Annotated in this window: 18 protein-coding genes; 11 read left to right on the forward strand and 7 right to left on the reverse strand. The window is 67.6% G+C overall.

Annotation, left to right across the window (positions count from 1 at the left end):
- Entirely contained in the window at positions 1-1,656 is a 1,656-nt protein-coding gene (locus J2Y49_RS02475) for an FAD-dependent oxidoreductase (protein WP_310111851.1), read from the reverse strand.
- A 234-nt stretch (positions 1,657-1,890) separates the two neighbouring features.
- On the opposite strand from J2Y49_RS02475, the gene J2Y49_RS02480 reads away from it, so the two are divergent.
- Positions 1,891-2,529 carry a transferase hexapeptide repeat family protein gene (locus tag J2Y49_RS02480; protein WP_310111853.1) on the forward strand — a complete coding sequence of 213 codons (639 nt, stop codon included), beginning with the start codon at positions 1,891-1,893 and terminating at the stop codon, positions 2,527-2,529.
- Positions 2,530-2,533: 4 nt separating this feature from the next.
- Here the strand turns inward: J2Y49_RS02480 and J2Y49_RS02485 are convergent, their stop codons facing one another.
- A complete protein-coding gene (locus J2Y49_RS02485; RefSeq protein WP_310111857.1) occupies positions 2,534-3,631 on the reverse strand; it encodes a GNAT family N-acetyltransferase in 1,098 nt (365 codons plus the stop codon).
- Positions 3,632-3,727: 96 nt separating this feature from the next.
- Positions 3,728-4,291, reverse strand: coding sequence for a MarR family transcriptional regulator (locus tag J2Y49_RS02490; protein ID WP_310111859.1), 564 nt, complete (start codon positions 4,289-4,291; stop codon positions 3,728-3,730).
- 157 nt (positions 4,292-4,448) lie between these two features.
- Between J2Y49_RS02490 and J2Y49_RS02495 the strand changes: the two genes are divergently transcribed.
- The 3 genes from J2Y49_RS02495 (at position 4,449) to J2Y49_RS02505 (ending at position 9,078) form a co-directional block, all read left to right on the forward strand.
- Positions 4,449-5,573 carry a homogentisate 1,2-dioxygenase gene (locus J2Y49_RS02495; protein WP_310111862.1) on the forward strand — a complete coding sequence of 375 codons (1,125 nt, stop codon included), beginning with the start codon at positions 4,449-4,451 and terminating at the stop codon, positions 5,571-5,573.
- Between the two features lie 64 nt (positions 5,574-5,637).
- The gene (locus J2Y49_RS02500) at positions 5,638-6,654 is read left to right on the forward strand and encodes a fumarylacetoacetate hydrolase family protein (protein ID WP_310111864.1); all 1,017 of its coding nucleotides are present in this window, start codon (positions 5,638-5,640) and stop codon (positions 6,652-6,654) included.
- Between the two features lie 351 nt (positions 6,655-7,005).
- A complete protein-coding gene (locus J2Y49_RS02505; RefSeq protein WP_310111866.1) occupies positions 7,006-9,078 on the forward strand; it encodes a methyl-accepting chemotaxis protein in 2,073 nt (690 codons plus the stop codon).
- A 16-nt stretch (positions 9,079-9,094) separates the two neighbouring features.
- Here J2Y49_RS02505 and J2Y49_RS02510 read toward each other — a convergent pair whose 3' ends face one another.
- The 4 genes from J2Y49_RS02510 to paaX form a co-directional block, all read right to left on the reverse strand.
- Positions 9,095-10,147, reverse strand: coding sequence for a 2Fe-2S iron-sulfur cluster-binding protein (locus tag J2Y49_RS02510; protein ID WP_310111869.1), 1,053 nt, complete (start codon positions 10,145-10,147; stop codon positions 9,095-9,097).
- 164 nt (positions 10,148-10,311) lie between these two features.
- Complete coding sequence (locus J2Y49_RS02515) at positions 10,312-11,340, reverse strand: hypothetical protein (protein ID WP_310111871.1); 1,029 nt, start codon at positions 11,338-11,340, stop codon at positions 10,312-10,314.
- A 264-nt stretch (positions 11,341-11,604) separates the two neighbouring features.
- On the reverse strand, positions 11,605-12,090 hold the full coding sequence (locus J2Y49_RS02520; RefSeq protein ID WP_310111874.1) for a BLUF domain-containing protein: 486 nt from the start codon (positions 12,088-12,090) through the stop codon (positions 11,605-11,607).
- A gap of 143 nt (positions 12,091-12,233) precedes the next feature.
- Positions 12,234-13,178 (reverse strand): phenylacetic acid degradation operon negative regulatory protein PaaX, encoded by a 945-nt coding sequence (gene paaX, locus J2Y49_RS02525; RefSeq protein WP_310111876.1) that lies wholly within the window; start codon positions 13,176-13,178, stop codon positions 12,234-12,236.
- 447 nt (positions 13,179-13,625) lie between these two features.
- On the opposite strand from paaX, the gene J2Y49_RS02530 reads away from it, so the two are divergent.
- From J2Y49_RS02530 to J2Y49_RS02560, 7 genes are all read left to right on the forward strand, one after another.
- Positions 13,626-14,792 carry an ABC transporter substrate-binding protein gene (locus tag J2Y49_RS02530; protein ID WP_310111879.1) on the forward strand — a complete coding sequence of 389 codons (1,167 nt, stop codon included), beginning with the start codon at positions 13,626-13,628 and terminating at the stop codon, positions 14,790-14,792.
- A 193-nt stretch (positions 14,793-14,985) separates the two neighbouring features.
- On the forward strand, positions 14,986-15,861 hold the full coding sequence (locus J2Y49_RS02535) for a branched-chain amino acid ABC transporter permease (protein WP_310111881.1): 876 nt from the start codon (positions 14,986-14,988) through the stop codon (positions 15,859-15,861).
- Between the two features lie 14 nt (positions 15,862-15,875).
- Positions 15,876-16,823, forward strand: a complete 948-nt coding sequence (locus J2Y49_RS02540) for a branched-chain amino acid ABC transporter permease (RefSeq protein WP_310111885.1) — start codon at positions 15,876-15,878, stop codon at positions 16,821-16,823.
- The gene (locus J2Y49_RS02545; RefSeq protein WP_310111887.1) at positions 16,820-17,644 is read left to right on the forward strand and encodes an ABC transporter ATP-binding protein; all 825 of its coding nucleotides are present in this window, start codon (positions 16,820-16,822) and stop codon (positions 17,642-17,644) included. Before J2Y49_RS02540 ends, J2Y49_RS02545 begins: the two co-directional genes overlap by 4 nt.
- 11 nt (positions 17,645-17,655) lie before the next feature.
- The gene (locus J2Y49_RS02550; protein ID WP_310111890.1) at positions 17,656-18,360 is read left to right on the forward strand and encodes an ABC transporter ATP-binding protein; all 705 of its coding nucleotides are present in this window, start codon (positions 17,656-17,658) and stop codon (positions 18,358-18,360) included.
- A gap of 99 nt (positions 18,361-18,459) precedes the next feature.
- Positions 18,460-19,110: a maleylacetoacetate isomerase gene (gene maiA / locus J2Y49_RS02555; RefSeq protein ID WP_310111893.1), complete on the forward strand. Its 651-nt coding sequence runs from the start codon at positions 18,460-18,462 to the stop codon at positions 19,108-19,110.
- 150 nt (positions 19,111-19,260) lie between these two features.
- On the forward strand, positions 19,261-21,852 hold the full coding sequence (locus J2Y49_RS02560) for an ATP-binding protein (RefSeq protein WP_310111895.1): 2,592 nt from the start codon (positions 19,261-19,263) through the stop codon (positions 21,850-21,852).
- Positions 21,853-21,857 lie beyond the last annotated feature (5 nt).

Here is a 21,857-nt window from a genome sequence, read left to right on the forward strand (position 1 = left end):
TCAGCGGCCGGTGGCGCGGGCGAGCGCGGCGGACAGGGCGGCGGCGTCGAAGCGGCGCCAGCGGGCGGCGATGTGCTGGTCGGGGCGGATCAGATAGACGCTGCCGGGCGTCAGGTCGTAGCGCTCGCGCAGGCGGCCGGCGCTGTCCACCAGCTCTCCGGCGATGCCGCGGCGGCGCTCCGTCACCACATGCCAGGCAAGCGGCAGCGGTCCGGTGGCAAGGCCGTCCAGCGCCTCCGCCACCTCCGCCGGGACCACGCCGTCACCCGCGGCGTAGAGCACGGTAAAGCGGCCGTCCAGCGCCTCCATCAACCAGCCCGGCTGGCCGTCGCGTTCCACCGGCGCGTCGGTGGCCGGCGCGCCCGGCACCATCCTGCCGGCAAAAACGTCGCTGTCCGGCGTGTTCAGCGGGCTGTCGGTATAGGTGGTCGGCGTGGATAGCCGGCCGGAATTGACCAGAGAGCGGGCGAAGGGCTGGTCGACCGCAAGTTCCAGCACGGCGTCGCGGAAGACGCGGCTCATCTCGCTTTTCGGCGTGATGAAGTCGGTGGAGCGGGTCGAGTTCAGGATGTTCTCCTTCGCCGCCGCCACCCGTTCGTCGCTGTAGCTGTCCAGCAGCGACTCCGGCGCCTTGCCGTCCAGCACAAGCGCCAGCTTCCACACCAGATTATCGGCGTCGGGCACGCCGCTGTTGGCGCCGCGGGCGCCGAAGGGCGAGACCTGATGGGCCGAATCGCCGGCGAACAGGATGCGGCCATGGCGGAACCGCTCCAGCCGGCGGCACTGGAAGGTGTAGACCGACACCCATTCCAGCTCGAACGGCGTGTCGGCGCCCAGCATCGCCTGGACTCGGGGGATGACGCGCTCCGGCCGCTTCTCCTCCTCCGGGTCGGCGTCCCAGCCCAGCTGGAAATCCAGGCGCCAGACATTGTCGGGCTGCATGTGCAGCAGGGCCGACTGCTTGCGGTGGAAGGGCGGGTCGAACCAGAACCAGCGTTCGGCTGGAAAATCGGCCTTCATCACCACGTCGGCGATCAGGAAGCGGTCCTTGAACACCTCGCCCTGGAACTCCAGCCCCAGCATCTTGCGCACCGACGATTTGGCGCCGTCGCAGGCGATCACCCAATTGGCCTCGACCGCATGGACGCCATCGGGCGTTTCCACCTGAAGCACGACATGATCGGCTTCCTGCTTGGCCGAGATGACGCGGGAGAGCCAGCGCAGGTCGATCAGGTCGTTCTTGCGTGCCTCGGTGACCAGGAAATCCTCCAGATGATATTGCTGGAGGTTGATGAAGGCGGGGATCTTGTGGTCCGGCTCCGGCAGCAGGTCGAACTGGTAGACCATGCGGTCGCCGTTGAAGACCTTGCCGATCTTCCACACCACGCCCTTGTCGATCATGCGCCGGCCGACGCCCAGCCGGTCCCACACCTCCAGCGCGCGCTTGGCATAGCAGACGGCGCGGCTGCCGACGCTGACGGTATCCTCGGCGTCGAGTACCACCACCGGCACGCCCTTGCGCGCGAAATCGAGCGCGGCGGTCAGCCCGACCGGCCCGGCGCCGATGACCACCACCGGATGGCGCCGGACGGTGCCGGTGCGCTGTTCCTCCGACGGTATGAAGCTGTATTTGGGATAGCTGAAGGTCGCGTGCATTGGGCGTTTCCTCCTCCGGAAACCATGGTCGGGCGCTTTTGCGCGCCGGCTTGTAACGAACCGTTATGGTTGCCAACGATACAGTTTCAAATGATACCAATCAAGCGTTCAACGCGAGCGATTTGGAAGCGATACAGGTAAGGCTACTATGACGGAAAATCAGTATCGCGTACAGGGGGCGGCGGTGTAGCCTTGCGGCAAAAGACCGGATAGAGACACCGAGGAACGCCAATCATGACCGCTCCCACCATCACGCCCACCTTGCCGCGTCCGACCGTCTATGCCATCGACGGGGTGATTCCCGTCATCGATCCGACCGCCTTCGTCCATCCCTCCGCGGTGCTGATCGGCGACGTGGTGGTCGGCCCCGGCTGCTATGTCGGCCCCTGCGCCAGCCTGCGCGGCGATTTCGGCCGGATCGTGCTGCAGCGGGGCAGCAACGTGCAGGACAATTGCACGCTCCACGCCTTCCCCGGGCATGACGCCATCGTCGAGGAGGACGGGCATGTCGGACATGGCGCGGTGCTGCACGGCTGCATCGTCCGCCGCAACGCGCTGGTCGGCATGAATGTGGTGGTGATGGACGGGGCGGAGATCGGCGAGGAGTCGGTGGTCGCCGCGATGGCCTTCATCAAGGCCGGCTTCGTCGTGCCGCCGCGCACGCTGGTCGCCGGTCTGCCGGCCAAGGTGATGCGCGAGTTGCGCCCTGACGAGATCGCCTGGAAGTCGGAGGGGACCGACGAGTACCAGCGCTTGGCTCGCCGTTCGCTCGCCACCATGGTGGCCTGCGAAGCCTTGGAGGCGGAGGAGCCCGGCCGCGGCCGCGTCGATGCCGGCACGAGCCAGCCGCTGCACAAGGTGAAGGGAGGGTGATCCCTCACCCTCGGGGCAGGGCGTCCGCCGCGATCTCGTAGAACCCGCCACTGCGTTGGGTGAAGAAGCCCAGTTGGCGGTTGATCGCCAGCGTCGGCGCGTTCACCTGATTGTTGCCCGTCGTCATCAATTCCACGGTCGGCAGCGACTTCCGGACGTGCAGCAGCGCGGCGGCCTTGATCGCCTTGCCAAGCCCCTGTCCGCGCCGGTCCCGCCGAACCCCCATCAGATTGTGGCCGGCGCGGTCGGGGGTATCGGGGAACCAGAGCAGATCCGCCATGGCGGCAAGTTCGCCGTTCGCATCCGTCAGCGCCAGCAGATGATGTCGGCCATCCTGTTGGCCAATCCGTGCGTACCAGTCCTCTATCATCGAGGCGGAGTTTTCGATGACCGGGATGCTCATCCGGTCGCGCGGAATGTCGGCGATCATCGCGTTGATGGCCGGCAGCATCCGCTCGAACGCCGTCATCGGCACACGGCCGGCATAGGTCGTGAGCGAAAGATCGGCGGGAAGGGCGGCGTACCAGCGCTCCACCATCGTCCAATCGACCCGGTCGAGGCGCAGGTGATTTTCTTCGTAGCGCATCTTTTCCTCCCCACCGAAGTGACGCAGGAAGGCGTGACCGTCCTCCTGTTCGGTGGTGGACGTCACGAGACTGCGCCCGGCAGTTGCCGCCAGGGTGCCGACCTTGCCGAGAAGGCGGGTACCGATGCCCCGGCGGCGGAATTCCTTGCAGACGCTGCCGTGAACGAACATCTGGTTGCCGTTGGATGCCATTTCCGGATGATTCACGTCCGGCAGATCGGCATGGATGTATCCGACGATCCGCTCGCCGCCCCCTGTATCCTCCCAAGCCGCCCAACCCACATGCTGCCAATAGTGGCTCCGCTTGCGCCGAGACGCCTCGACCGCCGCATCGGGAAGCAGCGGTTCGTCACGGCAGGAGTCGGCGTGGCGGATGCGGCGGAACTGATGGAAGGCCGCCCATTCCGCCGCCGATGCGCTGTGCAGGTCGAGAGGGCGGATGCTGATCGTGGACCCAGTCATGCGGCCTCCGGCGGGCGATGGAGTGGAAGTGGGGACGAAGGCGGCCAGAACCATGCCGGCCACCTGCAGTCTTAGGCAGTCCACCAAAGCGCGTGAAGGAGGAGAAGTCGCCGGAGCTTCGCGACCTGTGGTCGCATCGGCTGCAGCGTGTCAATCTTCCCTGACCGGCGCTGCCTCCATCTTGGGTGCAATCGGCGCAGGGCGGGCAGCCAGTTGGTCGGCGCGGGCCTGCAGCCTCGACAATAGCGTGTCGAGCTGTGCGCGCTCGTCGATCGACAGGGCGTCGGTGACCTCTTCCTCATAGGTCAGAGCCATCGGGACGATCTCCGCATAGATCGCCAGCGCCTTGGGCGTCAGGGTCAGCAGGGCCTTGCGCCGGTCGGTGTCGCCCGATTCGCGGATGATCAGCGCGGATTCGAGCATGCGGCTGATGGCGCGGCTGACCTGCACCTTGTCCATCGCGGTGCGCTGCGCGATCTCGCCCGCGCTCATCGTCTCGCCGCCGCCCAGCACGGCGATGATCCGCCATTCCGGGATCGTGATGCCGAAGCGCTTCTCGTAGAGCTTGGCCAGCGTGTGGCTGACCGTGTTGGCCAGCACCGACAGCCGGTAGGGCAGGAAGCGCGTCAGGTGCAGCGCCGGCCGATCCGCCGGCCCGGATGCGGATTTGGATGATGCGGATGAGGCGGAGCGGGGTCGGCGTGCGGACGGCATCGGCGGGCATCGTCTGTGGGAAGAATCGCGGGTGTCCCCATCCTGCGCCGGAATTTGGCTCTTGCAACAGTTTCAAACGAAACTAAAATGACGCCAACGGAACAAGCCCGCCGGTGCCCGATACGGAAGCGGCCGGCGGAGTTGAAGGGGAAGCGCCATGAAGAACTGGATTTCGTTTCCGAAGGTCGAAGGCACCGCGTCGCGCCAGGCCCATGTCCGGCTTCCCGCCGGCACCTACGAGCGCGAGATGGGGCGCGAGGGCTTCTTCGGCCCGGCGACCCAGATGCACCATGGCCATCCGCCGACCGGCTGGACCAGCTTCGACGGGCCGCTGCGCCCGCGCGCCTTCGACCTGAACCATGTGGACCACATGCCGGATTGCCCGCTGGAGGCGCCGGCCCTGATGGGCAACGGGGCGACCCAGGTGCGGCTATGGCGGTTCAAGGGCAGGATGGAACATCTGGTCCGCAACGCTGATGGCGACGACCTGCTGTTCTTTCACCAGGGCGGCGGCCACCTTTTCTGCGACTACGGCCATCTGGAGGTGCGCGAGGGCGACTATGTCGTGCTGCCGCGCAACACCTGCTGGCGGCTGGAGACGGACGAAGCGGTGATGGTGCTGATGGTGGAGGCCACCAACGACGCCTACAAGCTGCCGCACAAGGGGCTGGTCGGCACCCATGCCATCTTCGACCCGGCGGTGCTGGACGTCCCGGCGCTGGACGACGCATTCCAGGCGCAGAAGAACGAGCGCGAGACTCTGGTCCGGGTGAAGAAGCGTGGGCAGCTCTGCGCCATGACCTATCCGTTCAACCCGCTGGACGCGGTGGGCTGGCACGGCGATCTGGCGCCGGTGCGGCTGAACTGGCGCGACATCCGGCCGCTGATGAGCCACCGCTACCACCTGCCGCCCTCGGCGCACAGCACCTGGATTGCCGGGCGATTCATCATCTGCACCTTCGTGCCGCGGCCCATCGAGTCGGACCCGGAGGCGCTGAAGCTGCCCTATTATCATTCCAACGAGGATTTCGACGAGGTGCTGTTCTATCACCGCGGCCAGTTCTTCTCGCGCGACAACATCCATCCCGGCATGGTCACCTATCACCCCTCGGGCTTCCCGCACGGGCCGCACCCGAAGGCCTACGAGGTGGCGCAGAAATTCGAGCGCAAGGAGACCGACGAGGTCGCGGTGATGATCGACACCCGCGATCCGCTGGACGTCTATCAGGCGATGGAAGGCGTCGAATGGGGCGGCTACGCCGACAGCTGGAAGGCGAAATGAGCGGCCAACCCGAAACAAGGGTCAAGGTCGCCGGACGCTGAATTCCAAGGAAGGGAAGAGACCAATGAAGCTGGCAAGTTTGAAGGCGGGCGGGCGCGACGGCACCCTGGTCGTGGTATCGCGCGACCTGACCCGCGCCACCCCGGTGCCGGAGATCGCCCGAACGCTGCAGGCAGCGCTGGACGACTGGACGGCGCTGGCGCCGAAGCTGGAGGAGGCCTATCGCGCGCTGAACGCCGATCCGGCGGCCGGCCGGCCCTTCGACCCGGCCGCGGCGGCTTCGCCGCTGCCGCGCGCCTACCAGTGGGCGGACGGCTCGGCCTACGTCAACCATGTGGAACTGGTCCGCAAGGCGCGCGGGGCGGAGATGCCGCCCAGCTTCTGGACCGATCCGCTGATGTATCAGGGCTGCTCCGACAGCTTCCTGGCGCCGACCGACCCGATCCCGGCGGCGACCGAGGCTTGGGGCATCGATTTCGAGGCGGAGATCGCCGTCGTCACCGGCGACGTGCCGATGGGCATCTCGGCGGAAGCGGCAGGCGGTCAGATCCGGCTGCTGATGCTGGTCAACGACGTCAGCTTGCGCAACCTGATCCCGGCGGAGCTGGGCAAGGGCTTCGGCTTCTTCCAGTCCAAGCCGGCCTCCAGCTTCTCCCCCGTCGCGGTGACCCCGGACGAGCTGGGCGACGCCTGGGACGGCGGCAAGCTGCACCGGCCGCTGGTGACGACGCTCAACGGCGAGGCCTTCGGCTGCCCGGATGCCGGGGTCGACATGACCTTCGACTTCCCGACGCTGATCGCGCACGCCGCCAAGACCCGCCATCTGGCGGCCGGCAGCATCATCGGGTCGGGCACGGTGTCGAACAAGCTGGACGGCGGCCCCGGCAAGCCGGTCACGGCCGGCGGTGTCGGCTATTCCTGCCTCGCCGAGTTGCGGATGATCGAGACCATCGAGCATGGCGCGCCGAAGACGCCCTTCATGCGCTTCGGCGACCGGGTGCGGATCGAGCTTTTTGACAATGACGGCGCCAGCGTGTTCGGCGCCATCGACCAGCAGGTGGTGCGGTACGACGGTCCGTAAAGTGTCCGAAGACACGCGGAGTTCGGCATCCTCCTGAAACGAAATCCCTGAAATGGAGCCCGCTGAAGCGAAGCCTGCCGGGTAAGGTTGTGGAACACGGCGCCGGCGGGGATGGCATCTGCCTTTCCGGCGCCCCTTTTTCGCAGTTGCAACAAGATCAGGCAATCGGTCGCGGTGATTTGGTTCGGCCGGTTCGCAAACTGCGGGGGGTTGAACCGGGAAGCTGGCAATCCCGAGAATTGACGTGCCTTTCGATCGTTATCGATTATAAAGTGCCGCTCCTTACCCCTATTTGGAGCCGCCTTTCCGTTCATTTCCGAACATTCGGCGGACCGGACGAAGGCTTGCGGCATGAAGGCTCGGTTCAGGACGAAGATCATCATCGGCGTGGCGGCGGTTCTGGCGGCGGGTGCCGCCGCGGTGACGACGGTATCTCTGTCCCTGTCGCGTGACGCCGGGCACAAGGCCGCCCTGACCTTGGCTGCCGAGATGGCGGACCGCCATGGTGCGCGGGTCTCCGCCGATATCTCCGCCGCTCTCGACGCTGCCCGTGCCACCGCTGCACTGGTGGAGGTGGAGCGCTCCACCGGAAGCCCGCGGCGTGAAACGGTGAACCGCTATCTGCGCCGCGTCGCGCAAGGCAATCCACTCTATGCGGGGGTATGGGTGGACATGGCCGACGACGGGTTCGACGGCCGGGACGCGGCCTTTGCCGAACATGACCGTTCCACCGAGATTCTCGGCCTGCCCAAGACCGGCCGGATGAGCCTGCTGTGGCTACCGGGCGCGCAGGGGGGGCAGGCCGACGATAGCGAAGGCTACCCCTTCTCCGACGTGCAGGAGAAGGAATACTACAAGTCGGCAGCCGTCGCGCGGAAGCCGGTGCTGACCGAGCCCTATCTCGACGACTTCACCAAGCGGCTGATGACCAGCGCCGCGGCGCCGGTGATGGATGGCGGGCGCGTGATCGGCGTCACCGGGGTCGACATGGCGCTGACCGGCCTGACCGATGTGGTCAGCTCGGTGAAGCCCTATGGCGACGGATTCGCCGCGGTGCTGACCGGGTCGGGCATTTATGTCGCCCATCCCGAAGAGGGCAAGCTGTCGAAGGCGGCCGACGATCTGCCGGAAGCGGCCCGACGCGCCGTCGCCGAGGGGCGGGCGTTCGACGGCATCGTGACACTCGCCGGAGCCCCCCATTACCTGCGGCTGGCCCCGGTGCGCTTCTCCGGCGCGGATGGGTCCTGGTCCTTCATGGTGGCGGCGCCGCAATCGAGCGTGATGGCCGACGCCAACCGGCTGACCCTGCTGACCGTGCTGGTCAGCCTGGGCTGCGTCGCGCTGGGTTGTCTGGTGGCCTGGAAGGTGGGTGACGGTATCGCCCGGCCGGTCGCCGCCGTCACCACCGCCATGGACCGGTTGGCGGCCGGCGATCTGGACGCCGCGGTGCCGGGCGCCGACCGCGACGACGAGGCGGGCGGCATGGCCCGCGCGGTCGAGGTGTTCAAGGAGGGACTGGTCAGGGCAAGGGAGCTCGACAGCCAGCAGCAGGCCGACTGGCATGCCAAGGAGGCCCGCGCCGCGGCGCTGGCCGAATTGCAGAAAGCGTTCGAGGCCCGCGTCGGCGGTCTGACCGGGGCGCTGGCTTCGTCCGCCCAGCAGCTCGAATCGACCGCCCGCGCCCTGACCGGCATCGCCGACCAGAGCCTCGGCCGGTCGGAGCAGGTGGCCGCCTCCGCCAGTGCCGCCGCCGACAGTGCGCAGACCGCCGCCGCGGCGACGGAGGAGCTGTCCGCCTCGGTTCAGGATATCGGCCGGCAGGTGGCGGATTCCGCCCGCATCGCCGATGCCGCAGTGTCCGACGTCAAGCGGGCCGACGAGGCGGTCGCCGTCCTGGCGGACAGTGCGGAGCGGATCGGTGCGGTGGTGGAACTCATCAACTCCATCGCCGGGCAGACCAACCTTTTGGCGCTCAACGCCACCATCGAGGCGGCGCGGGCTGGCGAAGCGGGCAAGGGCTTCGCCGTCGTGGCGTCGGAGGTCAAGAGCCTCGCCAACCAGACCGCGAAGGCGACCGAGGACATCGTCGGCCAGATCAAGGGCATCCGCGATGCGACGCAGGAGGCGGTGGCCGCCGTCCATGGCATCAGCGAGACCATCACCCAGGTCAGCCGCATCGCGTCGGGGATCGCCGCTGCGGTGGATCAGCAGGCGGCGGCGACCCAGGAGATCGCCCGCAGCGTGATCCGGGCCGCCGACGGGGCGCAGGAGGTCAGCGGCGGCATGGGCAACATCCGGGCGGGGGCCGGCGAGACCGGTGCGGCGGCCGACCAACTGCTCGCCGCCGCCGCCGCGCTCGCCGGCCAGTCGAAGGATTTGACCCGCGAGATCGACGGCTTCATCGCCGGTGTCCACAAGGCTTGAGGATCCTGCCTCCCGGTCATCCCACCGCCATCAGCCGGTCGGCCGGCAGCGTTTCCGGGATGTGCTGGGAAACGTAGCCTTCGCTGTGGATCTGGTCGTCCCTGGCACCGAGCGAACGGGCGGCGGTGACGCAGGAGTCGACGAAGGCGGGGCTGCCGGCGGTGAAGATGGCGTGGCCGGACAGGTCGGGGAACAGGTCGGGCAGGATGGCGGGGATGCGGCCCTTCAGATGGTTGGGAGCGTCCTCGCGCGTCAGGGTCACCTTGACCTTGAAGTTGCGGTATTTGGCCTGCCAGTAGCTGAGCAGCCCCAGCTCATACACATCCGCCCGGGTGCAGGCGGAGAACAGCAGGGTCACCGGCGGGCGGTAGCCGCGGCGCAGCGCCGCGTCGGTCAGCGCCAGGATGGGGGCAAGGCCGGAGCCGGCGGCCATGCACAGCACCGGGCTGTCCACCGAAGGGTCGCCGGTGAAGGTGCCATAGGGGCCGGACAGCTTCACCATGCTGCCGACGGTCAGCGTGTCGTGGATCCAGGCGCTGGTCGGACCGCCGTCGACGCGGGTGACCTGCAACACGATCTCGCCGTCCGGGCGGGGGGCGTTGGCGATGGAATAGCAGCGCGGCGGCGCGCCGGCCGAGGCATCGCCCAGCATCACATACTGGCCCGGCCAGTAGCGCAGCGGCTGGCCGAGAGGGCGCAGGCGCAGTTCCACGATGCGCGGCGTGCGCGGGATGCGGTCGGTGACGATGAACAGCACGTTCTCGCGGGGCGGGAACAGCTTGGGCTGGGCGTCGGCGGTGCCGTATTCGATCACCAGCTCGTCGGAGATCGGCTTGGCCATGCACATCAGGCCGTAGCCGTCCTTCCGCTCGCCCTGGGACAGCGCCATGTCCAGCACCATGCCCTGGTCGAACTGGCCGCTGAGGACCTTGACCTTGCATTCGCCGCAGGCGCCGGCGCGGCAGTTGTTGGGCAGGGCATAGCCGGCCTGTTCCAGCGCCGACAGGACGGTCTCGCCGTCACGGCACTCGACCGTACGGCCCGAGGGGTGGAGGCGGATGCGGCTCACCGGGGGGATCCTTGGGAATTGATCGGTCGGGAAACACTTGCCCCCACCCCGACCCTCCCCCGCTGGGCGGGGGAGGGGGACAGGAGCTTTGTCGGTATTCAGCGGCAGTCCCCTCCCCCGCCCAGCGGGGGAGGGTTAGGGTGGGGGCAAGTCGGACCGGCGCCTCAGAACACCGGAATGATCTCGTCCATGTCGACATCCCGCACTTCCTCGCCGGTGATGCCGACTTCGGGGATCGCCGGGAACGGGATGCCGTAGCGGTCCAGCACGCCCTTGAGGTTCAGCATGGCGTTGCGCCAGTTCTCCTTCTTCGCCTCGTAATCCGGGATGTGGAAGCCGGCGTTGCGGGCGATGGCCTCGGCCTCGCGCTGGGTGGCGATGAAGTCGTCGGGCAGGTCCCAGAACTGGGGCGGCGGTTCGAACAGCACGGCGGACAGGAACAGGTAGCCGGCGCGGATCTGCTTGGTGATGACGGACTTGTCCTCCACCGCCAGGTGGGGATAGTCGCGTTCCATCACCGACATGCAGATCGCCATGTGGCGGCCCTCGTCGCGGCCGATGTTGCGGAAGGCCTCCTTGAACACCGGCTCGCTGCAGCCGGCCGCCATCTGGTGGAAGATGGTCGCCGCCGCGATCTCCCCCATCAGGAAGGAGCTGAACAGAACGGCCAGCGAATATTTCGGAACCGCCTTCTTGTAGCCGTCCCAATAGCGCCCGCCATTGTAGTACAGCCAGTGGGCGTTCTTCTGCAGCCGGCGGCCGAGATCGGTCTTCGGCTCGTAGGTCAGCGGGCTGGTGGCCTCCAGCAGCTTGGTGATGGCCAGACCGCACATCTGCTCGTGATTCTGCTCGTCCCGGGTGACGGAGAAGAAGCAGCGGCGGACGGGATCCTCCTCATGCACCTCGTAGGTCTTGATCAGGGCATGGGCGAAGACCGGCGGGGCCGACGCGTCGAACACCGACAGGATGGTCCACCAATAGGCGATGGCCTCCCGTTCCTCCCAGCTGTAGCGCGACACGTCGAAGCTGTCCCAGGGCAGCTTGGCCGGATCCCAGTTCTCGCGCTGGGCGGCGGCGTAGACCTCTTCCAGCTTCTTGGTCTGCGACACCCAGGACAGCGGATAGACGTTCGGCTGCGGCGTGGCGGGGGGGAACTCCATCGTATTGGCGATGGGGGTGTAGTCCTTGGACATGGGGGCGTTTCCTCCGGGACATTTCGGCGGGCGCTCACTTTTCCATCGGCGCCCTGTGGTCTTTATATGACACGGAAAATAGACGTATTCAACGATTTATGTATCATATCAAGAGACGAGACCGGAGATCTAAAGTATTGATTTGTAAAGAAAGACATGCGGAAACGCCGAATTGATCTAAATCAATTCGTTCGACATGCGATCTTAATCCGGTCAATCAGTATCGAAATGGAGGGCTTCGTCGGGGGCTGCGTCAGGCCCGCGTCAACCGCCCACGAAGCAGGGAATGTTGCCGTGCACCAGTTCTCGGGTGGCGGGATCGACATCAGCCAGGATGCAGGCATGCATGTAGGCGCGGGCAAGCACGTCCAGCGCGAAGTCGGCATCGTGCGACCTGCGGCGGAACTCCTCGATCCGGACCGGGGAACCGAACACCGCCTGCCAGAAGGTCGGGGTGTCGAGCGGTCCGAAATTCATCGCCCAAAAGCCGAAATTGGGTTGGCCGGCCGAATTTTCGCGCAGGAGCAGTTCGACGTCGCGGTGGCGCGGATCGGCGGCGATACGGGCGTAAAGCCGCTCCACCACCTCGGCTTCACCTTCCAGGACCTGCAGGAATATGCCCTCGAACTCCACCAGGAAGCCGGTCACTCCCAACTCCCGGTTCTTGCGGGCGCTGAACAGGCAGATGTCGGCGAGGGCGCTGTAGGGCAGTCGGTCAACAGCCTCGCTGCGGTAGACGATGGTCAGCATGGCGGCATCCCGGAAAGGGCCGGATTGAACGGCGACGGTCCCAGCTTACCGTGATTCCTTGCATTTTATGTATACGCTTTCGGCCAGGGTGGCCGGTGGGACGGGCGCCCATTGTCGCAGGGTCATTGTCGGAGGGGGGCAGGTCAACCGGCCGGGATGCTCTCCAGTCCGCCGAACCTGCCCTGGAAGGCGGGCTGCGCATCGGGCAACGGACCGTTGGCGGTGGTCGCCGCCTGCATCAGGAAGGCTTCCGACGGACCGGCCAGCCGACGGTAGAGGTTGCGGGTGAGCATCCGCGATTCCTGACCCGGCCAGTCGGCCGGAAGCAGGTCGGGCGGCAGCATCGGGTCGCGCAGCAGGATGCGGCGGAAGTCGTGGATCATCAGCGTGCGCAGGACGAAGCAGGCCGCCGGATCCGGCGTGTCGGCGGCATCGACCGCCGCCCAGACCGGACGGAAGTGATCCAGAAACGCCGCATAGTCGTGCTCGAGCTGATCGACGTCCCAGCAGCCGCGCACCAGATCGCGCAGCGCCCCGAACCCCTCCGCCCGGTCCAGGCTGGCCTTCATGTGGACGATCTTGTCGGCGACCCCCAACTCCGCCAGCGAGCGGTGCATCGCCGCCTCGTCGCAGTTGGGGTGGGCGTAGACGGTGGCCGAGGCGGCGCCGAAGCCCTGCCAGGTCAGTTCCCGCCGCAGAGCGTCGCGCGTCTCCGCGTCCAGCGCGTTGGGCGGCACCATCAGCAGGTCCCATCCGCGGTCCCATTCGCGGGCCAGCGGCGCGTAGATTCGCCGCTCCGCCGCGGCGAAGCGTTCCTTCCCGCTGTCGGTGACGCGGTAGAAGCTGCGCCGGCCGATCTGGGTGTTGGTCAGCCAATCGTCCTTGCACAGCCGGAAGACGGAGGTGCGGATGATCCGCTCGCTCATCCCGAACAGGCCCATCAGGTCGATCAGGCTGCCCAGCCAGAGCGATCCGCCATGCGGCAGCACGGCGTCGCCATAGATGGTGATGATCAGCGACTTCGCCCGCGGCGCGATCGTCTCGGTCAGCTGGGCGGCAAGGTCTTCGGGGCGGCGCGGGCGGGCCATGCGGTGGGGACGTCCTTATGGATACGGCTTGCGATGCGGGTGGAGCCGGGCGAGGCGGCACGACGGAGTTGTATACGAAACCCGGACCCGGTTCGGCCAGTGCCACGACAGCGCGGACGACCGGAGCGGAAAGCGCAGCGGCGGCCGATAGGAGGCAATCCGGACTTTCCGTTTGACAATCATTAATGTGATACACTACGTTGGATCATCAAAGCAAATTTGTGTCATAAAACGAAACGACGATCCCCTGGGCCGAAGATGGAGGGATCGCAAAGGGAAGGGGAAGCGGACGGCAACATCCGTACTTCGATTGTGGTCACGGCGGCCAAAAATCTTCTTTCGAAACTGTTTCGTTTGAAACATTATGTGATGCAAATCGTCCCGCCGCGCCGGGATCGGGCCCCTGCCCGGTTCGGCGTCAAGGTGGGCAGCCCAAGGGAGGACATCATGCGCAATCGCTTGTTCGCCACCATCGCCTTCACCGCCCTGACCGCCATGACGGCGGTGTCCGGCCTGCTGTCCGGGGCGGCGCAGGCCGCGGACCCGATCAAGGTCGGCGCCATCGTCTCGGCCACCGGCCCGGCCTCCTTCCTCGGCGATCCGGAGAAGAAGGTGCTGGAGCTGTATGCCGACCGCATCAACAAGGCCGGCGGCGTCGACGGCCGTCAGGTGCAATTGACCGTCTATGACGACGGCGGCGCCGCCGATAAGGCGGCCTCCTTCACCAAGCGCCTGATCGAGAGCGACGGCGTCGACGTGATCGTCGGCGGCACCACGACAGCGGCGACCATGGCGGCGGTGCCGCTGGTGGAACGCGCCGGCGTGCCGTTCATCTCGCTGGCCGGCGCAGTGGTGATCGTGGAGCCGGTGAAGAAGTGGGTGTTCAAGACCCCCCACACCGACCGCATGGCCGCGGAAAAGGTGATGGAGGACATGAAGAAGCGTGGGTTGACCAAGCTGGCGCTGCTGTCGGAGGATTCCGGCTTCGGCAAGTCGGGCCGCGAGCAGACCGTCGCCGTCGCCAAGGAGCGCGGGATCGAACTGGTCGCCGACGAGACCTATGGCGCCAAGGACACCGACGTCACCGCCCAGCTGACCAAGATCAAGAACAACGCCGCGGCGCAGGCGGTGCTGGTGTTCGGCCTGGGCCAGGGGCCGGCGGTGGTGACCAAGAACTATCGCCAGCTCGGCATCTCGCTGCCGATCTACCAGTCGCACGGCGTCGCGTCGAAGGAGTTCATCCGGCTGGCCGGCGGTGCCGCCGAGGGAGTCCGCCTGCCGGCCGCCGGTCTGGTCGTCGCCGCGCAACTGCCCGACAGCGACCCGCAGAAGAAGGTCGTGACCGAGTTCACCAAGGTCTACGAGGACAGCTTCAACACCGAGGTCTCGACCTTCGCCGGCCATGCCTATGACGGTCTGATGATCGCGCTGGACGCCGTGAAGCGCGCCGGCGGCACCGACAAGGCCAAGCTGCGCGACGCGATCGAGCAGACCAAGGGCTATGTCGGCACCGGCGGCACCGTGACCATGAGCGCCAAGGACCACATGGGCCTGACGCTGGACGCCTTCCACATGGTGGAGGTCAAGCAGGGCGACTGGGCTCTGGTGAAGTAAACCGCCGATCCATATCCCCTCTCCCCCCTGGGGAGAGGGTTAGGGTGAGGGGGATGCATTGCGTGGCCTCACAAGAATGTGATGCCGCGATCATTCCCGCCAATCCACCCCACGCATCCCCCTCACCCCGACCCTCTCCCCGGGGGGGGAGAGGGGGGACTGTGCGCGGGAGAGGAACATCAGGAACCCAACGATGTTCGCGGAACTGCTGCAATACATGCTGTCGGGGCTGACCATCGGCGCGATCTATGCGCTGGCGGGGCTCGGCTTCTCGATCATCTACAACGCCAGCCATGTCATCAACTTCGCCCAGGGCGAGTTCATCATGGTCGGCGGCATGGCGTCGGCCACCCTGACCGCGTCGGGCGTGCCGCTGCCGCTGGCGATCCTGATCGGCTGCGGCGGCGCCATGCTGGTCGGCGTGCTGGTGGCGAAATTCGCGGTGGAGAGGGCGCGCAACGCCTCCACGGTCACCCTCATCATCATCACCATCGGCGCGTCGATCTTCCTGCGCGGCGTGGCGGAGCTGGTCTGGGGCAAGGATTTCAAGCGGCTGGATGCCTTTTCAGGCGAGACGCCGATCCAGATCCTGGGCGCCTCGATGCAGCCGCAGTCGCTGTGGGTGGTGGGCACCGCAGGCGTGCTGATCGTCGCCATCGGCCTGTTCTTCAACAAGACGCTGACCGGCAAGGCGATCCTCGCCACCTCGCACAACCGGCTGGCCGCACAGCTGGTCGGCATCGACGTGAAGCGGGTGGTGCTCGCCTCCTTCGCGCTGTCGGCGGCGCTGGGCGCCATCGGCGGGGCGGTGGTCGCGCCCATCACCTTCTCCTACACCGAGATGGGGATCATGCTGGGGCTGAAGGGCTTCACCGCCGCGGTGCTGGGCGGCCTCGGCCACGGGCCGGGCGCCGTTGCCGGCGGGCTGATCGTCGGCGTCGCGGAGGCGCTGGGCGCCGGCTACATCTCCTCGGCCTACAAGGATGCGGTGGCCTTCGTCATCATCCTGGCCGTCCTTCTCTTCATGCCGAACGGGCTGTTCGGCAAGCGCGGCACCGAACGGGTGTAAGGACAGTACAACCGATGAACGCACTCCTTCACGGGCGGCTGACCGGGCTTTTGGCACTGGGCGCGGTGATCGCGATCCTGCCGGCCTTCCTGCCCAACAACTTCTACCTCGACATCGCCATCCTGGCCGGCTTCAACGCCGTGGTCTGCGTCGGGCTGAACCTGCTGATCGGCTATGCCGGGCAAATCAGCCTCGGCCATGCCGGCTTCTTCGGTATCGGCGCCTATGCGTCGGGCGTGCTGGTCGGCAGCTATGGCTGGCCGCCGGTGCTGGCGCTGCTGGCCGGCGCCGTGGCGGTCGGGCTGCTGGCCTTCCTGGTCGCCAAGCCGATCCTGCGGCTGAAGGGCCATTACCTCGCCATGGCGACGCTCGGCATCGGCATCATCGTGTCGATCGTTCTGCGCACCGAAAGCGGCCTGACCGGCGGCCCGGACGGCATGATGGTGGAACCGTTCAGGATCTTCGGCGTCGAGCTGTATGGCGAGAAGGTCTGGTACTGGGTGGTCGGCGTGTTCCTGCTGGGCGTGGTCTGGCTTTCGCTGAACCTGATCGACAGCCCGATGGGCCGGGCGCTGCGCGCCGTCCACGGGTCGGAGGTGGCGGCCGAGGTGGTCGGCGTCGACACCGCCCGCTTCAAGGTGCTGGTCTTCGTGCTGTCGGCGGTGTTCGCCAGCGTGGCCGGCAGCCTGTTCGCCCATTACGCCGGCCTGATCACCCCGGCCAAGGCCGACTTCTTCAAGTCGATCGAGCTGGTGACGATGGTGGTGTTCGGCGGCATGGCGTCCACCTTCGGCGCGGTCGTGGGCGCGGTGGTGCTGACGCTGCTGCCCCAGGCGCTGACCGTCTTCCAGGATTACCAGCAGATCGTGCTGGGCGGCATCCTGATGGCGACGATGGTCTTCATGCCGAAGGGCCTTCTTCCCACCCTGGCGGCGCTGCTCCCGGCGCGGAGGCGGGCATGAACATGCTGACCACCACTGACCTTGCCCCCGATACCAGCGCGCAGGCGCGCCGCGTCGGTCCGCCGATCCTGCAGGTGGAGCATCTCAGCCGCGAGTTTGGCGGCGTGCTCGCCGTCGGCGATCTCAGCTTCACCATCGCGGCCGGCGACATCCATTCGATCATCGGGCCGAACGGGGCGGGCAAGACCACGCTGTTCAACCTGGTGACCGGCGTCTACAAGCCGTCGGGCGGCCGGGTGCTGTTCGACGGGGCCGACGTGTCGGGCATGGCGCCCTACAAGCTGGCCGCCCGCGGCATGTCGCGCACCTTCCAGAACCTGCAGATCTTCTTCAACATGACGGCGCTGGAGAACGTCATGGTGGGGCGGCACCTGCACCTGAACACCCGGCTGCTGCCGGCGCTGTTCCGCTTCCCCTCGCTGGTGCGCAAGGACCGCGAGGCGCGCGATCGTGCCGCGCAACTGATGACCGAGGTCGGACTGGAGAAGTACATCGACGCCGATGCGGCCTCCATGCCCTACGGCGCGCTGAAGCGGCTGGAGATCGCCCGCGCGCTGGCGTCGGAACCGAAGCTGCTTCTGTTGGACGAGCCGGCCGCCGGGCTGAACGCCACCGAAAGCCGCGAGATCGACGAGGTGATCAAGACCGTGGCCAAAAACGGCGTCACCATCGTCCTGGTGGAGCACGACATGAAGATGGTGATGGGCATCTCGCACCGGATCACCGCGCTGAACCAGGGCCGCATGCTGGCCGAGGGCACGCCGCAGGAGGTGGCGGCCAACCCGGACGTCATCGCCGCCTATCTCGGCGCAGCCCCGTAAGGAGAGCCCGAATGCTACTGGAGATCGAGGGCCTCAACAGCCATTACGGCCGCATCCACGCGCTGAAATCGGCCAGCCTGTCCGTGCGGGAGGGCGAACTGGTGGCGCTGGTCGGTGCCAATGGCGCCGGCAAGACGACGCTTCTGCGCACCCTGTCCGGCGTCCACCCCGCCAGCAGCGGGCGCATCACCTTCGACGGCTGCGACATCACCCGGATGAAGGCGTCGCGCCGCGTCGCCGAAGGGGTGGTGCAGGTGCCGGAAGGCCGGCAGCTGTTCGGCCCGCAGAGCGTGGAGGACAACCTGCGCCTCGGCGCCTTCCGCCGCGGCAGCGGCAAGCCCGACGACGACATCGATCGGCTCTACGAGATGTTCCCGGTGCTGAAGGTCAAGCGCGACCAGCCCGCCGGCACCCTGTCGGGCGGTCAGCAGCAGATCGTGGCGCTTGCCCGCGCGCTGATGGCGAAACCGCGCCTGCTTCTGCTCGACGAGCCCAGCATGGGGCTTGCGCCGCTGCTGGTGGCGGAGATCTTCGACGCCGTGCAGCGGCTGAAGCGCGAGGGCACGACGATCCTGCTGGTGGAGCAGAACGCCCATGCGGCGCTCGCCATCGCCGACCGCGGCTATGTGATCGAGACCGGCGAAATCGTGCTGAGCGACAGCGGTGCCGCGCTGCTGAGCAACGAGCGGGTGCGGCAGGCTTATCTGGGGCTGTGATAGGGTGGCGACGTTAGACCCCCACCTATCCTCCCCCGCCCAGCGGGGGAGGGTCGGGGAGGGGGCAAGGCGCAGCATCAACCTAGCGGACCCACGCCCGTGAAACTCCACACCTACTTCCGCTCCTCCGCCGCCTACCGCGTGCGCATCGCCCTGAACCTGAAGGGGCTGGCGCCGGAGCAGGCCTTCGTCCATCTGCGCCGGGGCGAGCAGTCCAAGCCGCCCTTCGCCGACCTCAACCCGGAGCATCTGGTGCCGGCGCTGGAGGTCGACGGGCCGGACGGGCACCATGTGCTGACCCAGTCGCTTGCCATCATCGAGTATCTGGACGAGACGCACCCCGCCCCGCCGCTGCTGCCGGCCGATCCGCTGGGCCGGGCGCGGGTGCGGGCGTTGGCGCTGGCGGTGGCCTGCGACATCCATCCGCTGAACAATCTGCGGGTGCTTGGCCGGCTGAAGGCGATGGGCCACGGCCAGGAGGAGGTCGACGATTGGTACCGCCACTGGATCGCCGTCGGGCTGACCGGGCTGGAGGCCCAACTGGCCGGCGATCCGCGCACCGGCCGCTTCTGCCATGGCGACGCTCCGGGGCTGGCCGACATTCTGCTGGTGCCGCAACTGGCGAACGCCCGCCGGCTGGCCTGCCCGTTGGACGGCTATCCGACTCTGCTGCGCATCGACGAAGCCTGCCGTGCCCTGCCGGCCTTCGCCGCCGCCGCTCCCGACCGCCAACCCGACGCGGAGGCGTGAGGCGGAAGCGCAAGACGACATGCTTTTGTCCCGTTCAGGTCACATTCCTCCCGTCGGTGTTAGCGGTTTCGCGCCACCCTTCCGTGGTATAGAGGTAGCCGGGAATTGTGCGGGGACGACGGCCGGGCGATGTTGGGCAACTTTTCTTCGATGGCCTACGATCTTGCCGAGAACATCGCGGCAAGCGCCTTCGTCGTTCTCGCCTATACCTTCCTGATCCGACGGTCCGGCGGCTGGAACCAACTCACCCGACAGGTCGTCTTCGGCGCGGTGATGGCGCTGACCGCCCTGTTCTCCATGGTCCACCCGATCCATGTCGGACCGGGCATCTTCATCGACGCGCGGACCCCGCTGATCGGGCTGGCCGCCCTGTTCGGCGGGCCGGTCTCCGCGGCGATGGCGGCGGCGGGCGTGGCCGGCTACCGCTTTTCCCTGGGCGGCGTGGGGATGGAGGCCGGGGTCGCCAATGCCGGGCTGTCCTTCCTGGTCGGCGTCGGCTTCACCGTCTGGGTGAAACGGCGCCGCGTCGGGCTGGGGGTGCTGCCGCTCCTGCTGTTCGGCCTGCTTTTGACGCTGGCGTCGCTGTCCACGCTGGCATTGCTTCCCAACCTGGATCTGGCGTTGCAGGTGGCGGAGCGGACGGCGGCGCCCATGCTGGCGATCGTGCCGCTCGGCACCCTGTTCCTCGGCGTCCTGCTGCTGCGCGAGCAGCGCCATCACGGCTCCGAACAGCGGCTGGGCGAGAGCGAGGCGCGTTACCGCCTGCTGGCCGACAATGCCACCGACATGATCCTGGAGATGAAGGCGGACGGATCGGTCCGCTACCTGTCGCCGTCGGTGCGCGACATCCTGGGTCATGATCCGGCCGCCCTCGTCGGCCGCGCCCCCGCCAATCTGCTGCACCCCGACGATCTGGAAAGTGCGGCGATGGCCTTCGCCGGCATGCAGCCGGGGTCGCCGCCCGCCACTTTCACCCACCGGCTGCGCCACCGCGACGGCCATTACCTGTGGGTCGAATCCAGCATGCGCCCGACGGTGGGGGCCGACGGCGTGTTCGTCGTGGTCGGCGTCGTCCGCGACGTGACCGAACGCAAGCGTTATGAGGAGGAACTGTCCGCCGCCCGCGCGGAGGCCGAGGCGGCCAACCGCGTGAAGTCGGAATTCCTGGCCTCCATGAGCCACGAGATCCGCACGCCGCTGAACGGCGTCATCGGGTTCGCGGACCTGCTGCTGGGCACCGACCTGACGCCGGAACAGCGCCAGTATGTCTCGCTCCAGCGCGAGGCCGGGCGGGGGCTGCTGGCGATCATCGGCGACATCCTGGATTATTCGAAGATCGAGGCCGGCAAGCTGGAGTTGGAGGAACGCGCCTTCGACCTGCACCGGCTGCTGCGCGACTGCCGCGACCTGATGAGCAACGCCGCCTCGCAGAAGGGGCTGCTGCTGCAGCTGTCGCTGGGCGGCACGGTGCCGCGCTTCGTCCGCGGCGACGAGGCGCGCATCCGCCAGATCCTGCTGAATCTGGTCGGCAATGCCGTGAAGTTCACCGAACGCGGATCGGTGCTGGTCTCCGTCGGGTTGCTGTCGGGGGAGGAGGACGGCCGTGGCGAGGGCGTGCCGGCCCTGGTCCGCTTCTCCGTCAGCGACACCGGACCCGGCATTCCGGCAACCGATCAGGCGAACCTGTTCCAGCGCTTCAGCCAGGGCGACCGGTCCACCACGCGGCGCTTCGGCGGCACCGGGCTTGGATTGATCATCTCCAAGCAGCTGTCGGAGCTGATGGGCGGGCGGATCGGCGTGCAGAGCAGCCCGGGTGTCGGCAGCACCTTCCGGTTCGAGCTGCCGTTGCCGGTGGCGGAGGCTCCCGGCCTCGTGGCGGAGCGGCGGGCGGAGGGTGCCGCCGGGCGCAGCGCCCGCATCCTGCTGGCCGAGGATGTGCCGATGAACCAGATCGTCACCTCCTCCATCCTCTGCAAGGCCGGCCACACGGTGGAGGTGGCGGAGGACGGCGTGCTGGCGGTGGAGGCGGTCCGCGGCGGCGAGTTCGACCTGGTCCTGATGGACATGCAGATGCCCCGGATGGACGGCTTGCAGGCCACCGCGGCGATCCGTCAGCTTGGCGGACGGCGGGGTGCCGTGCCCATCATCGCACTGACCGCCAACGCGCTGACCGATCAGCTGCAGCTTTGCCTGGATGTCGGCATGAACGACCATGTGACCAAACCGATCGAGCGCGACACCCTGCTGTCGGCGGTCGACCGCTGGCTGGAAGCCAAGGCGGATGCAGACGCGAAGGCTGCGGCGGATACTGCGGCGGATACTGCCCGGCCCGGCGGCGACGCGGAGGAGGCGGCCGTGCTGGCCGGCGTCGCTCCGGTGTCCGGCGGCGCGCCTGTGCTGAACCGCGCCGCGCTGGACACGCTGGCGGATACGCTGGGCGGCGACGTGCTTCCCCGCTTCGTCACCGGCACGCTGGCGGAACTGGCCCTGCGCGCCGACCGCATCAGCGAGGCGGAGACCATGAAGGACGCCGCCACCGACGCCCATGCCATGGTGTCGCTGGCCGGCAATGTCGGCCTGCTGGAGCTGTCGCGGCTGGCCCGCATGCTGCAGCATGCCTGCGAACAGGATCGTCCCGAGGTGCCGGCGTTGAAGGCGCAGCTGCGCGACGCCGTCAACCGCGCCTCCGCCGCGCTGCAGGCGGCGCTGCCCACCCTGGGCGTCGCGGTCGAGGCGCGCTGAGGCTC

Origin of the sequence: Azospirillum sp. BE72 (assembly GCF_031455875.1) — a bacterium.
Lineage (GTDB): Bacteria > Pseudomonadota > Alphaproteobacteria > Azospirillales > Azospirillaceae > Azospirillum.

Excerpts from the sequence above, each read along its gene's own strand:
- J2Y49_RS02475 (WP_310111851.1), bottom strand. The coding sequence starts at position 1,656 with ATGCACGCGACCTTCAGCTATCCCAAATACAGCTTCATACCGTCGGAG.
- J2Y49_RS02480 (WP_310111853.1), top strand. The coding sequence starts at position 1,891 with ATGACCGCTCCCACCATCACGCCCACCTTGCCGCGTCCGACCGTCTAT.
- J2Y49_RS02485 (WP_310111857.1), bottom strand. The coding sequence starts at position 3,631 with ATGGTTCTGGCCGCCTTCGTCCCCACTTCCACTCCATCGCCCGCCGGA.
- J2Y49_RS02490 (WP_310111859.1), bottom strand. The coding sequence starts at position 4,291 with ATGCCGTCCGCACGCCGACCCCGCTCCGCCTCATCCGCATCATCCAAA.
- J2Y49_RS02495 (WP_310111862.1), top strand. The coding sequence starts at position 4,449 with ATGAAGAACTGGATTTCGTTTCCGAAGGTCGAAGGCACCGCGTCGCGC.
- J2Y49_RS02500 (WP_310111864.1), top strand. The coding sequence starts at position 5,638 with ATGAAGCTGGCAAGTTTGAAGGCGGGCGGGCGCGACGGCACCCTGGTC.
- J2Y49_RS02505 (WP_310111866.1), top strand. The coding sequence starts at position 7,006 with ATGAAGGCTCGGTTCAGGACGAAGATCATCATCGGCGTGGCGGCGGTT.
- J2Y49_RS02515 (WP_310111871.1), bottom strand. The coding sequence starts at position 11,340 with ATGTCCAAGGACTACACCCCCATCGCCAATACGATGGAGTTCCCCCCC.
- J2Y49_RS02520 (WP_310111874.1), bottom strand. The coding sequence starts at position 12,090 with ATGCTGACCATCGTCTACCGCAGCGAGGCTGTTGACCGACTGCCCTAC.
- paaX (WP_310111876.1), bottom strand. The coding sequence starts at position 13,178 with ATGGCCCGCCCGCGCCGCCCCGAAGACCTTGCCGCCCAGCTGACCGAG.
- J2Y49_RS02530 (WP_310111879.1), top strand. The coding sequence starts at position 13,626 with ATGCGCAATCGCTTGTTCGCCACCATCGCCTTCACCGCCCTGACCGCC.
- J2Y49_RS02535 (WP_310111881.1), top strand. The coding sequence starts at position 14,986 with ATGTTCGCGGAACTGCTGCAATACATGCTGTCGGGGCTGACCATCGGC.
- J2Y49_RS02540 (WP_310111885.1), top strand. The coding sequence starts at position 15,876 with ATGAACGCACTCCTTCACGGGCGGCTGACCGGGCTTTTGGCACTGGGC.
- J2Y49_RS02545 (WP_310111887.1), top strand. The coding sequence starts at position 16,820 with ATGAACATGCTGACCACCACTGACCTTGCCCCCGATACCAGCGCGCAG.
- J2Y49_RS02550 (WP_310111890.1), top strand. The coding sequence starts at position 17,656 with ATGCTACTGGAGATCGAGGGCCTCAACAGCCATTACGGCCGCATCCAC.
- J2Y49_RS02560 (WP_310111895.1), top strand. The coding sequence starts at position 19,261 with ATGGCCTACGATCTTGCCGAGAACATCGCGGCAAGCGCCTTCGTCGTT.